At 71.0% G+C, this 12,493-nt stretch carries 11 protein-coding genes; 4 read left to right on the top strand and 7 right to left on the bottom strand.

Going from position 1 to position 12,493, the window contains the following annotated elements:
- Positions 1-7: 7 nt before the first annotated feature.
- From ACTIF1_RS06880 to ACTIF1_RS06865, 4 genes are all read right to left on the bottom strand, one after another.
- Positions 8-2,032: a TonB-dependent hemoglobin/transferrin/lactoferrin family receptor gene (locus ACTIF1_RS06880; RefSeq protein WP_439595650.1), complete on the bottom strand. Its 2,025-nt coding sequence runs from the start codon at positions 2,030-2,032 to the stop codon at positions 8-10.
- An 88-nt stretch (positions 2,033-2,120) separates the two neighbouring features.
- Complete coding sequence (gene hemP / locus ACTIF1_RS06875; RefSeq protein ID WP_439595649.1) at positions 2,121-2,291, bottom strand: hemin uptake protein HemP; 171 nt, start codon at positions 2,289-2,291, stop codon at positions 2,121-2,123.
- Positions 2,292-2,432: 141 nt separating this feature from the next.
- On the bottom strand, positions 2,433-2,783 hold the full coding sequence (locus tag ACTIF1_RS06870) for a hypothetical protein (protein WP_439595648.1): 351 nt from the start codon (positions 2,781-2,783) through the stop codon (positions 2,433-2,435).
- A gap of 9 nt (positions 2,784-2,792) precedes the next feature.
- A complete protein-coding gene (locus ACTIF1_RS06865) occupies positions 2,793-3,755 on the bottom strand; it encodes a LysR family transcriptional regulator (protein WP_439595647.1) in 963 nt (320 codons plus the stop codon).
- 129 nt (positions 3,756-3,884) lie between these two features.
- On the opposite strand from ACTIF1_RS06865, the gene ACTIF1_RS06860 reads away from it, so the two are divergent.
- From ACTIF1_RS06860 to ACTIF1_RS06845, 4 genes are all read left to right on the top strand, one after another.
- Positions 3,885-5,426 (top strand): MmgE/PrpD family protein, encoded by a 1,542-nt coding sequence (locus tag ACTIF1_RS06860; RefSeq protein WP_439595646.1) that lies wholly within the window; start codon positions 3,885-3,887, stop codon positions 5,424-5,426.
- A gap of 73 nt (positions 5,427-5,499) precedes the next feature.
- The gene (locus ACTIF1_RS06855; protein WP_439595645.1) at positions 5,500-6,630 is read left to right on the top strand and encodes a bifunctional 2-methylcitrate synthase/citrate synthase; all 1,131 of its coding nucleotides are present in this window, start codon (positions 5,500-5,502) and stop codon (positions 6,628-6,630) included.
- Positions 6,631-7,038: 408 nt separating this feature from the next.
- Entirely contained in the window at positions 7,039-7,677 is a 639-nt protein-coding gene (locus ACTIF1_RS06850; protein ID WP_439595644.1) for a hypothetical protein, read from the top strand.
- A gap of 75 nt (positions 7,678-7,752) precedes the next feature.
- Positions 7,753-8,223 (top strand): GNAT family N-acetyltransferase, encoded by a 471-nt coding sequence (locus ACTIF1_RS06845; protein ID WP_439595643.1) that lies wholly within the window; start codon positions 7,753-7,755, stop codon positions 8,221-8,223.
- Position 8,224: 1 nt separating this feature from the next.
- Here the strand turns inward: ACTIF1_RS06845 and ACTIF1_RS06840 are convergent, their stop codons facing one another.
- Genes ACTIF1_RS06840 through otnK form a run of 3 tightly spaced genes read right to left on the bottom strand, consistent with a single transcriptional unit; the run spans position 8,225 to position 12,489 of the window.
- A complete protein-coding gene (locus ACTIF1_RS06840; RefSeq protein ID WP_439595642.1) occupies positions 8,225-10,570 on the bottom strand; it encodes a polysaccharide pyruvyl transferase family protein in 2,346 nt (781 codons plus the stop codon).
- A 7-nt stretch (positions 10,571-10,577) separates the two neighbouring features.
- Positions 10,578-11,213: a 3-oxo-tetronate 4-phosphate decarboxylase gene (otnC, locus tag ACTIF1_RS06835; protein WP_439595641.1), complete on the bottom strand. Its 636-nt coding sequence runs from the start codon at positions 11,211-11,213 to the stop codon at positions 10,578-10,580.
- Entirely contained in the window at positions 11,206-12,489 is a 1,284-nt protein-coding gene (gene otnK / locus ACTIF1_RS06830; RefSeq protein ID WP_439595640.1) for a 3-oxo-tetronate kinase, read from the bottom strand. The genes otnC and otnK overlap by 8 nt, the downstream gene beginning before the upstream one ends.
- Between the last annotated feature and the right edge of the window lie 4 nt (positions 12,490-12,493).

The following is a 12,493-nucleotide window of genomic DNA, read 5'->3' as shown; positions in this document are numbered from 1 at the left end:
CCTCGGATCAGAAGCTGACGCGCAGCGCGCCGCGGATATTGCGGCCCACATCGTAGAAGGGCGGGGAGGGGTCGCTGTTCCAGTTGGACCGGCGGTAGGCATGGTCGAAGACATTGTCGATGGCGAGCGAGAGCCGGACATTCTGGGCGAAGTTCGGCGTCCAGGAGGCATGCAGGTCGAGCAGGCCGTAGCCGCTGGTCTGCTGCGCGACCCCCGCCACATTCGGCGCGCGGTCCTGTTCCGCCGTCGCGGTGATGCGGCCGCCGACCACCACGCCGTGCTCCAGGAAGCGATAGCCGCCGGAGAGGGTGACGCGATGCGCCGGGATGGAGGCCAGCGGCTGGTCGGTGACGCGGTTGTCGCCCTTCAGCGCCGCCGCGCCGATGCCGGCATACCAGAGGCCGGCATCATACTGCGCCTCCGCCTCCACACCCTCGATCCGCGCCTCGGCCACATTGGCGGTCACGGTGGTGGTGCGCAGCACGGTCTGCTCGATGAAGTCGTCCACGTCGTTGCGGAAGGCCGCGACGCGGATGCGCAGCCGGTCGCCGCCCTGCAGCACGTCGGAGAAGCGGAGATTCGCCCCCACTTCCTTGTTGCGCGAAACCTCCGGCCGCAGGTTCGGGTTGGCCACGAAGTTGTTGCCCGGGAAGTGCTGCCCGCCGACATAGAGCTCGGTCAGCGAGGGGGCCCGAAAGCCCTCGGCATAGCTGACATAGGGCTGCAGCCAGGGGGTGACCTGCCAGGCGAGCGAGACGCGGGGGGAGGCGCGTTCGGAGTTGCGGTCGTTCCGCCCGTCCGGGCTTTCCTGCTCGAAGCGGTCCAGGCGCACGCCAGGGGTCAGGGTGAAGGCGCCGAGGCCGATCTCATCCTGCACGAAGAAGGCGGTGATGGATTGCTGGGCGGAGGGGAATTGCGGCCGGTCCACGCCATTGGCGCGGCCTTCCTGCTCGTCTCGGTAGATCTCCGTGCCGAAGGTCAGGGCGTGGCGCGTCGGGCCGAGGCCGAAGCGGGAGGTGTTCTGGGCATCGATGCCGACCGTTGTCAGCTCCGTCCGATCGCGCACGCGGGCGCCGGTCAGGCGCTGCTCCGTCAGGTCGACATGGGTGCGGTAGAGCACGACCTGCGGGTTGAACAGCGGCAGGGCCGGGTCGTCATAGGACCAGCGGAAGGACAGGTTTTCCGAGACCGTGTCGCGGTCGGTGATGCCGGTGGTGGTCGCGGTATTGGCCGAGATCGGGATCTGGTGGTCGTCGCGGAAGCGCAGCGCCGAGAGCTGGAAGCGGTGGTGGCCGGGGTTCCAGCTCAGCTTGCCGAGGAGCGAGGTGGCATTGTCCCCAGTATAGGGAATGGTATTGCCCGCGCCGTCCTCGAAATTGTTGTTGGTGAAGCCGGCGATGGCGCCGAGGAGGGAGAAATCGCCGGCGCGGGCGCCGAGCGCCAGGCTGCCGCGCGGCCCGCTGCCCTGGCTCTGCCAGCCGGCGCCGAGCGTGCCGCCGAAAGCCGCGCCGGGCTGGAGAATGTCATCGACCTCGATGGTCCGCAGCGAGATGGCGCCGCCCAAGGCGCCCGAGCCATAGAGCGTGGAGGCCGGGCCGCGCAGCACCTCGACCTGGCGCAGCAGGTCCGGATCCACGAAGGTGCGGCCGCGATGGCCTGCGTTGAAGTTGTTCCGCGCGCCATCCGTGCGCAGCACGATGCGCTCATCCCCCAGGCCGCGGATGATCGGCTGCAGCGCCGTGGTGCGCGGCGCGCCGGAGGATTCGACGCCGGGGATGTCCTGGATCAGGTCCACCACGCTGCGCGCGTCGCGGCGCTCGATCTCCTCCCGCCCCACCACCGTCACCGGGGCGGCGACATCGCCGGAGACGGCGCGGGTGCGGGTGGCGGTGGTGGTCACCGCATCGAGCGGCGTGACGGCGGTGGTGCCTGTCGCCGCCGGCTGGGTCGCCTGTTGGGCGGAGGCCGGCGCGGCGGCGAGGGCGAGGATGGCGGCGGTCAGCGACGCGTGGGCCAGGCGGCGGTCAGCCATGAGGACGCTCCGGTTGAGGGCGGTTGGCCTGGCTGGCTGTCACGGGGGGGCTGGCACGCGTGGCTGGCTCGGCGGGGGGGGGGGGCGACTACTTCGTCAGGATGAGCTTGTCGTTGCTGGTCAGGCGCAGGCGGTAGGTGTCGCCATGATGCTGGATCAGCAGCTCACGCGCGCCGCGCAGCAGCTCGGTGCTCGGCACCGTCGCGGGGGGCAGCGGCGGCGCGGGCGTGTCCAGGGGCGCAAGGGCGGTCTGGGTCATGCGAGGACTCATCGGGAAGTGTCACAAGCTTGCTACCGCAAGTGCGAGTCATTCGCAATAGAGTTGACGCCCCGCCGGCAACCGGCGCCCGCCGGCGCCGGGGTGTTTCGCCAGGCAAAGCGGGGCCTGCGGCCCCGCCGTTCAGCCGCCGCGCGGGCCGCGCGGCCGGCCGCGCCGGATCACCTGCGCGCCGCGCCCGCCGCGGCTCTCGGCCGCCAGCGCCAGGGTGGCGGAGGCATCGGCTGCCTCGGCTTCCTGCAGCGTCTCCGCCGGCGGCGCCGCCACCTCGCCGGCCGCGGCGCCGAGCAGCGGCGTCAGCGTGCCATGCGTCTCGTAGAAGCCGCTATCGGCGCGCTGGGCCAGATGCGGCACGCCGTCGAGGCGGAAGATGCGCCGCTGCATGGTGAGACGGGCCACCTGATCTTCGGTGGCGGGGATGAAGGCGCAACCCGCCGCGCGGGCTGCCCTGACCTGGTCGGGGGAGAGATCCATGTGCGGGGGTTAGCGCATCCGTCCGGCTTTGTCTGCCGGGGCAAGCGCCGGCGCGACGGGTTGTTGCGCCTCCATGGGCGTTGGGAACAGCGTTTCGGCCAGGGACAGCGCCAGGCGCACCGCCTCGCTCTCCCGCTCCGCATGCCAGGCGAGTGCCACGCCCACCGCATGGATCGGGCCGGCGAGGGCCCGGAAGGCGACTCCGGGCGGCCGCAGCCGCGCCATGCCGGCCGAGACGAGCGCCACGCCGAGTCCCGCCGCGACGAAGCCGAGCTGCGCCATGGCGGAGCCCACCTCCCGCTCCGCGCGCGGCGCGAAGCCGGCGGCGCGGCAGGCGGCGACCATGGCATCCGAATAGGCGGGGCTGATGGCGCGCGGCAGCACCAGCATCGGCTCATCCGCGAGTTCCGAAAGGTCCAGGGGTCCCGTGCCGGCGGCCAGGCGATGCGCCTCCGGCAGCGCGGCCGCCAGCACGTCCCGCCCCAGGCTGCGCAGGCGCAGCGGGTGGCGGTCCCTGTCGAGGCGGAGCAGCGCGAGGTCCACCTCGCCCCGGCGCAGCGCCTCCACCGCATCGGCCGTGTCCATCTCCCGCACCGCGATGGCCGAGGAGGGGCGCGCCGCCTGCAGGCCGCGCACCAGCGGCGGGAGATAGTCGAAGAGCGCGGAGGTGACGCAGGCGAGTGCGACCGGCGCATGGCGACCCTCGCGCAATTCGCGGGCGAGCTGCTCCACCTGGCCGGCGCCTTCGGCCAGGCGTCGCGCCAGCGGCAGCAGCGCCTCTCCGGCGCGGGTCGGGCGCACGCCCTTGCCGGTGCGCGCCAGCAGCAGCACGCCCAGCTCCCGCTCCAGCGCCTGGATCTGCGCCGTGAGCGGTGGCTGGGAGATGCCGAGCCGCGCGGCGGCGCGCCCGAAATGCCCTTCCTCGGCGACGGCCAGGAAATGGCCGAGGCGGCGGACCAGACGGAAATCCATGTGCCTTCAGCCTCACGCGATCCGGAAAGCCTATCGCGTTGCCACGCCAATCGGAATGGACGATGAGGCGCATGCGGTCCACAAGAACCGCCGGCCCATTTTCTCCACGGCAGATCGAGGAAGCCAAACATGAAACTGCATCCTGTGAAGGTGCATCCCTCCAAGGCGCTGCTGGCGCGCGAGGATCAGCTGGCCTGGAAGATGGCCGCGGTCGCGACCGACAAGGTGGCGGTGCCGAAGGACACGACGGCGATGATCATCAACCGGATCATCGACAATGCCAGCGTGGCGATCGCCGCCATCAACCGCCGCCCCGTCGTCTCCGCCCGCGGCATGGCGCTGGGCCATGCGAAGAAGGCCGGCGGCGCGACCGTCTTCGGCGTGAAGTCCGGCACCACCGTCTCCCCCGAATGGGCGGCCTGGGCGAATGGTACGGCGGTGCGCGAGCTCGATATGCACGACACCTTCCTGGCCGCCGACTATTCCCACCCGGGCGACAATATCCCGCCCGTGCTGGCGGTGGCGCAGGCCATGGGGCGGTCCGGCCGCGACCTCGTGAGGGGCCTGGCGACGGCCTATGAGCTGCACATCAACCTGGTGAAGGCGATCTGCCTGCACGAACACAAGGTGGACCACATCGCCCATCTCTGCCCCGCGGCGGCGGCCGGCATCGGCACGCTGCTCGGCCTGAAGCAGGAGGTGGTCTTTCAATCGATTCAGCAGGCCCTCCACACCTCCGTGAGCTTCCGCCAGTCGCGCAAGGGCGAGATCTCCTCCTGGAAGGCCTATGCGCCGGCGCATGCCGGCAAGCTGGCGGTGGAGGCGGTGGACCGCTGCATGCGCGGCGAGGGTGCGCCGAGCCCGATCTATGAGGGGGAGGATTCGGTCATCGCCTGGGTGCTGTCGGGCCGCACCCAGGCCGACAGCAAGGGCCGCAAGACGGTCTACGACCCCATCTACTACGAGGTGCCGCTGCCCGAGGCCGGCGAGGGCAAGCGGGCGATCCTGGACAGCTACACCAAGGAGCACTCGGCCGAGTACCAGTCCCAGGCGCTGATCGACCTGGCCTTCCGGATGCGGGAGCAGATCGCCGATATGGAGGCGATCGAGAAGATCATCATCCATACCAGCCACCACACCCACTATGTGATCGGCACCGGCGCCAACGACCCGCAGAAGATGGACCCGAAGGCGAGCCGGGAGACGCTGGACCATTCCATCATGTACATCTTCGCCGTCGCCCTGCAGGACGGGCGCTGGCACCATGTGGACAGCTACGCGCCGAAGCGCGCCGGCCGGGCCGATACCGTCCGCCTCTGGCACAAGATCGAGACCACCGAGGATCCGGAGTGGACCGCGAAGTACCATTCGCGCGACCCCGAGGTGCTGGCCTTCGGCGGCCGCGTCGAGATCCTCATGAAGGACGGCACGAAGCTGGTGGATGAGCTCGGCGTCGCGAACGCCCATCCGAACGGCGCCCGCCCCTTCGGGCGGGAGCAGTATATCCACAAGTTCCGCACCCTGACCGAGGGCATCATCACCACGCGGGAGCAGAACCGTTTCCTCGAACTGGTGCAGGACCTGCCGAAGCTGACGGCGGAGCAGCTGGGCGGGCTGAACCTGGTGCTGCCGGCGGGGACGCTGGCCGAAGCGAAGCCGGGCATCTTCTGAAACCCGCGGGCCAGCAGGACGGGAGCGGGCGGCACCGCCGGCCGCTCCCCACGCCGAAACACGGAGAAACCCAATGACCGAACCCACCCTCTACAAGGGCCTCGTCGGCGTCTACGCCGATGTCTCCGCCATCTCCAAGGTGATGCCGGAGACCAATAGCCTGACCTATCGCGGCTATGCCGTGCAGGACCTCTGCGAGGAGACCGACTTCGAGCAGGTCGCATATCTGCTGTGGAACGGGGAACTTCCGACCGCGGCGCAGCTTGAGGCCTTCCGGGCGGAGGAGAGGGCGAACCGCGCGCTTTCGCCGGCGCTGCTGCGCGTGCTGCGGGACTTCCCGAAGGACGCCCACCCGATGGACGCCATCCGCACCGCCGTGTCCTTCATGGGCATGGAGGATCCGGAGGCGGCCGATGTCTCCGACGCCGCGCAGCGGCGCAAGGCGATGCGGCTTTTCGCCAAGGCGCCGACGGCGGTCGCCGCCGCCAACCGCCTGTCCAAGGGGCTGGAGCCGATCGAGCCCGATCCGGCCTTGCCGTACTGCGAGAACTTCTTCCACCTGGTCTTCGGCAAGGTGCCGCAGCCGGAGGTTATCAAGTCCTTCGACGTCTCGATGATCCTTTACGCCGAGCACACCTTCAACGCCTCCACCTTCACGGCGCGGACGGTGACCTCGACCGGGGCGGATATCCACGGCGCCATCACCGCCGGCATCGCCGCCCTGAAGGGGCCGCTGCATGGCGGCGCCAACGAGGCGGTGATGCATATGCTGAAGGAAGTCGGCTCGCCGGAGGCGGCGGTGGACTGGCTGGAAGGCAAGTTCGACCATCGCGCCCTGGTGATGGGCTTCGGCCACCGCGTCTACAAGAGCGGTGACTCGCGGGTGCCCACCATGACCAAATACGCCGAGAAGATGGCAGAGGTGGTGGGCGACCGGCGCTGGATGGAGACCAGCCGCGTGCTGGCGGCGCAGATGCTGAAGCGCAAGAACATCCACCCCAACCTCGATTTCCCGGCAGGCCCCGCCTACTACCTGATGGGATTCGACATCCCGATGTTCACGCCGATCTTCGTCTGCTCGCGCATCACCGGCTGGGCGGCGCATGTCTTCGAACAGGCCGCCGACAACCGGCTGATCCGCCCGCTGTCGCACTATACCGGCGTCGAGCAGCGTGCGGTCCCGCCTCTCGCAGCAAGGGGTTAATGCAATTCGGCGCGCCGGTTCCAGCCGGCGCGCCGTGCTCTCCGAAGCGCCCGGGACGCATCGCGCGCCGCGCTTCGTGCACAGCGGATGCACAAGCCTGCACCGCTTTCGTGCGATTCCGTTTGACAGGCAGGTTGCACACACGGATAGCGTGACGATGCACGCATCGCTTGACGCGATTCGCGCAGCGCCCGCCGCCCCACTTCCGCGACAGGATGCTGCGCAGCGCGACAGCGAGGTGCGCAGCAGGAAGGATCGGTCCATGGACCGCAGGCTCGTGGGGCAGAGGATCGTGCATCGCACGCCGCGTCCCGCACCGCCGCAGGACATCACCCCGGCGTCGCCACAAGGCGCCACCGTGATGCCGTCTTGCGGCGGGAGAGTGGTCGGGGAAGGCGTCGCGCGGCATTGCGCCGCGCGTATCGCGATGCGGCAGGGCGCCGCGACGCGGGCACCTTCCACCGGCGCCGGCGTGAGACGGACGGCGGCACGACGTGGCACGGCGCGATACGGGATTCGTGCCGGCCGCGGAACCGCACGTTCCAACCTGACTTTGTGGGGTGTGGCGCGGTGCAAGCCGGGCAGCCCCGCCAGCACCAGCGGAACACCAATCACCGGAACGAAGCGGAGATCCTGACCAACATGACCGACATCAACGAGACGATCGCGACGGAAGAGGCCGCGCCGCGCGCCCAGCCGATGGCGATGGCCGCCGCCCGCAAGACGGCGAAGAAGCCGGCCGCGAAGAAGCCCGCCGCCGCCAAGAAGCCGGCCGCGAAGAAGGCCGCGCCGAAGAAGGCCGCCGCCGCCAAGAAGCCGGCTGCCAAGAAGGCCGCGCCGAAGAAGGCCGCCGCCCCGAAGAAGGCTGCGCCGAAGAAGGCCGCCGCGCCGCGCAAGGCGGCGCCGAGCGCCGCCGCCAAGGCCGCCTCCTCCGCCCGCTCGGAGGCCGCCCGCAAGGGTGCCGCGACGCGCGCCGCGAAGAAGGCCGCCGCGGCTGCCGCTGCCGCCGGCGAGGCGCCGGCCGCGACGCCCGAGGCCGCTTCCTAAGCCTGACTGCCATCCCGGCGAAAGGGCGTCGTCCGCATGCGGGCGGCGCCCTTTTCGCGTCCAAGGGCCCCTCGCATGACCCACCGCATCACCGCCCTGCCGCGCGACCAGCGCCATCGCCTGGCGCCGCTGCTGGCGCTTTATGCCGCCGAGATGCGCGACGTGCTCGCAGGCGCCGCCACCGCGGCGCCGGAGGCCCAGGCGGCGCTGCTGGCCGCGCATCCGGCGGCCGAGGTGCTGCTGGCGGAGGATGCCGCCGGCGTGCCGCTCGGCTTCGCCATTCTCTTCGACCTGCCCGAGGTGGTCTTCGCGCGTCACTGCGGCATGCTGGACGATCTCTTCGTGCGACCAGAGGCACGCGGCCGCGGCATCGCCCGCGCCCTGATCGGCGCCGCGGTGGCGGAGGGCCAGACGCGGGGCTGGAGCCATCTGCGCTGGATCGTGCCGGAGGCCGATACCGCGGCCATCGCGCTGTATGAGCGCATTGCCACCCGCGCCGACTGGCGCAGCTACGTGGTGCGGATCGACCCCGCGGCCTCGCTATAGGTCAGGCGCGGGTCAGCATCAGGCTCTTCAGGAAGATGCCATAGGTCCGCGTGGCCTTGCCGATGCCGAGGCTGGCGGGGCTGGTCGGGTCGCTGATGCCGAAGGTCAGCACCAGCCGGTCGCCTTCCGGCACCGCGCGGTCCAGCGGCACGCGCAGCACCTGCTCCGCCGCATCGGTCAGGCGGAATTGCGCCAGCTCGGCATCGCCCACCTGCACCGTCACCACCTGCGGGCGGCCCGGGCCCGGCAGCATCGCCCGCAGGGTGAGGAGCGCCTGCAGCCCCTGCATCCCGCGGCCACCGAGCTGGATGGACAGCCGCGGCTGCGGTCCTTGCGACCAGGCGCCCTCGCGGAAGGGGGCCGACCAGCCGCCCAGCAGGCGCAGGCGGCTGGTCTCCTGCGGCGACACCTGGAAGGCCTCGTCCAGCGGCACGGGCTCGGGGCGCAGCAGCACGCCATGCGCCTTCAGCGCCTCGACCGGCGGGAAGGTGGCCAGCATCGCCGGACCATCCAGCTGCGGCAGCGGCATCGGCGTGGCGCGGCAGGCCTCCTGCAGCGTCTCCGCGCGCAGGATGTGCCAGCGATCGGTGCCGAGGTAGTAGTCGGTGAACTTCAGCTCATCCTCGCCCATCAGCGGCCGGTGCCAGATGGCGGGCACGCCCAGCGCCTCCGCCACGATCAGCCCGTGGAGCGAGGAGGAGACCACCAGCTCGCAGCGCAGCATCCGCGCCATCATGGTGAAGAGCTGGCAATCCGGCGACTGGATGCGGGCGGCATGCTCCGGGTAGAGCCGGCGCATCGCCAGCTGGTCCCGGTAATGCGGCACGATCAGGATCTCCTCCCGCGGCTGGTCGGCCGCCGCGGCGCGCAGGCGAGCGATTTCCTCGGCGAAGATATGGGGGATCAGGCTGGCGGGGTCGAAGAACTGCGTGACGCGGCCCGTGTCGAAGCCGCGCCGGCGCAGCAGGTCCATGGAGATGGGGCCGCGCGTGGCATAGACATGCAGCTCGCCCGGCGCATTGCGCAGCTCCGCCCGTGCGCCATTGCAGCCGCTGCCCCAGATCACGTCGCCATGCCGCGCGCTCTGGATGACGGAGCCCACGGTCATCAGCCGCTGCCCCTTCTCCTGATCGTTGACCAGCCGGGCCTGGGTCAACCGCGTCAGCAGGTGCGGGCCGGTGAGGTCGCCGAAATTGCCGAAGGCGAAATGCCCGCGCACCCCGTTCTGCGGCAGTTCGGGGTCGCGGACGGAGGTGGGATAGCCCAGCCACCAGAAGGTCCGCAGCTCCAGCCCCTCGGGATCCTCCGGCAGGGCATTGCCCGGCTCCGCCGCGGGCCAGGCGGGCAGTGCGGGCTGGCGCAAGGCCGGCAGCATCGCGGCTTCCAGCGCCGCATGCGGCAGGCGCCGCAGCGCGGCGCATTGGTTGTGCATGCCGTAGGAGACGACCAGCGCGTCCTCCTCCGCCACCAGGCCCATCGGATAGACATCCTCCACCACCCGGCCGTCCAGCTTCGGGCGCTGTGCCAGCGCCGCATCGGCGCGCGTCACCTCAAGCACCGGATGCGCGGAATGGGAGAGGGGCGCGAAGGGCGGCGCCGCCTGCATCTCGAAGGCCGGCGCGACGTAGTGCATGTTGTTGCGCATGTCATGCGTCCGCCGGCGATCGGACAGGAAGACCGAATGCAGGATCATCACCAGCCTGTCGCCGCGGCGCAGCGGCGGCGTGCCGCCGCGCAATTCGCCATAGGTGTGCTGGTAGGCCGAGGCATCCCATTCATGCCGGAAGGCCGCGGTGCAGGGGATGCGGTCCGGCTGGTCCAGCGCGACCTTCAGGATGACCAGCGGCGCAAAGCTGTAGATGGCATAGAGATCCGCCCCATGCGCGAAGAGGATCCAGTTCTTCTCCACATCGCGCCGGGGCCCGTCCTTCACCAGCTCCCGCGCCGGGCCCAGCGGCAGCAGCGTCGCCGGGTCCAGCTCCACCAGGTAGATGCGGTTGGGCAGCGGGCGGCTGCCGGAATTGAAGTGCAGGAACAGCCGGTCGCCGAGCGAGACGAAGCGCGGATCGGCCGGGCGTTCGTGATTGCCGGGGGGCACCAGCCCCACATCCGCATAGGTCAGGTAATCGGAGAAGGGGATGGCGCTGCCGGGGATGGGGCGGTAGGCGGCATCCAGGCGGCAGAGCGCGATGCGCTTTTCGGCCTCGGTCGCCACCCTTGTGGCCATCACCAGGTCGGCGCCATGCCGGTGGATGGCATTGTTGAAGACATAGGGCGGGTCCGTCGCGTCCCACCAGGCATCCGGGACCAGGGCCCGGCTTTCGAAAAGGTACTGCTGGCCGATCATCGGGGCCTCAGCCGAAGGTCCGCAGCAGGTCGTCCACCTGCGCGGCATCCAGCGCCCGCACGCCCGGCACGCCGCGCAGCATCAAGGCCAGGCGCGCCGCCTCCTCCAGCTCCTCCGCCGCATGCACCGCATCGGCCAGCGTGGCGCCGGAGACGACGGGGCCGTGATTGGCCAGCAGCAGCGCCTTCGCATCCCGCGCGGCCTCGTGCACGGCCGGCTCCATCGCCGCATCGCCCGGGCGGTAATAGGCCACGCAGGGCAGGCGGCGGCCGATGCGCATGACGAAATAGGGCGTCAGCGGCGGGATCTCCGCATCGCCGCCCTCGGGTGCGAGGCACGAGATGGCGGTGGCATGGGTGGAATGCAGATGCACCACCGCCCCCGCCTCCGGCCGCGCCTGCAGCACGGCGCGATGCAGGAAGACCTCCTTCGAGGGCCTGTCGCCCGACAGGTGCTTCCAGTCCGGCCCAAGCTTGCTGATCCGCCCCGCCTCCAGCCGGCCGAGGCAGGAATTGGTTGGCGTCATCAGATAGCCGTCCGGCAGACGGACACTGATATTGCCCGCGGTGCCGACGCTGTAGCCGCGCTCGAACAGACTTCTGGCCAGTTCGACGAGCTGGGCGCGGGCGGCGTCCTCAGACATGGGCAAACGCCTTCAGGAAGAAGTCGCGGGCGCCGAAATTGCCGGACTTCAGCGCCAGGTGGATGCTGGCGGGCTCCGCGCCCCCGGCGGAGCCGGCCTCGGCAAAGGTCCAGGGCACGCCCGGGTCGATCTCCGCGCCGATGCGCAGCTGCTGCACGCCCAGCGCCGAGACCACGGCACCCGAAGTCTCGCCGCCCGCCACCACCAGCCGACCGACGCCGCGCGCCACCAGCCCCTGCGCCACCGCCGCCAGCGCGTGCTCCACCAGCGCGCCGGCGGCCTCCCGCCCCAGCTTCGCCTGCAGCGCCGCCACCTTCTCGGGCGGCGCGCTGGCGGCGATCACCACGGGCGTCTCAGCGTTCAGCTTGCCTTCGGTCCATGACAGCGCCTGCGCCGCCAGTGCGGCGGCATCCGGCGTCGCCAGCACATCCAGCTCCAGCACCGGCGCGTGGTCGCGGGCAAAGCCGATCTGGCCGAGCGTGGCGCGGGAGCAGCTGCCGGCGACGACGGCACAAAGGCCCTTGGGCGCCGGCAGCGCCGCCGCATCGGGCCGCGCCGGCAGCAGGCCGCGGGCGCGAAAATTCGCCGGCAGGCCCATGGCGATGCCGGAACCGCCGGTGATCAGCGGATGGTGCGCCGCGGCCTCCCCGATCGCGACCAGATGCGCATCGGTCACGGCGTCCACGATGGCATAGCGCCGCCCGCCCTCGGCCAGGCGGGTCATGGCGTCGCGGATGGCATGCGCGCCGCGCTCCACCACCGCGAAGGGCACCAGCCCGACCGAGCCCTCCGTCTGCCGCCCCAGCACGCGCACCAGGTTCGGATCGCGCATCGGCGTCAGCGGGTGGTTTTCCATCCCGCTCTCGTTCAGCAGATGCGCCCCGGCGAAGAGGTGCCCCTGGTAGATGCTGCGGCCATTGGCGGGGAAGGCCGGGCAGGCGAGGGCGAAGCCGGCGCCGAGGCGCTTCAGCAGCGCATCCGCGACGGGTCCGATATTGCCGGCATCGGTGCTGTCGAAGGTCGAGCAGTATTTGAAGAACAGCTGCTTCGCGCCGGCCGCCAGCAGCGCCTCCGCCGCCGCCAGGCTTTCGGCCACCGCCTCGGCCGCCGGCGTGGTGCGCGACTTCAGCGCGACGACGATGGCATCCGCCTCGGGCAGCGGACCGGTCGGCACGCCGATCACCTGCACCGTCGCCATGCCGTTCTTCACCAGCATGGAGGCGAGGTCGGTGGCCCCCGTGAAATCGTCGGCGATGCAGCCGAGCAGCAGCGGCATGTCT

It is taken from the genome of Falsiroseomonas sp., assembly GCF_051860665.1.
In the GTDB taxonomy this organism is placed as follows: domain Bacteria; phylum Pseudomonadota; class Alphaproteobacteria; order Acetobacterales; family Acetobacteraceae; genus Falsiroseomonas.
This window is presented reverse-complemented; position numbering and strand designations above follow the sequence as displayed.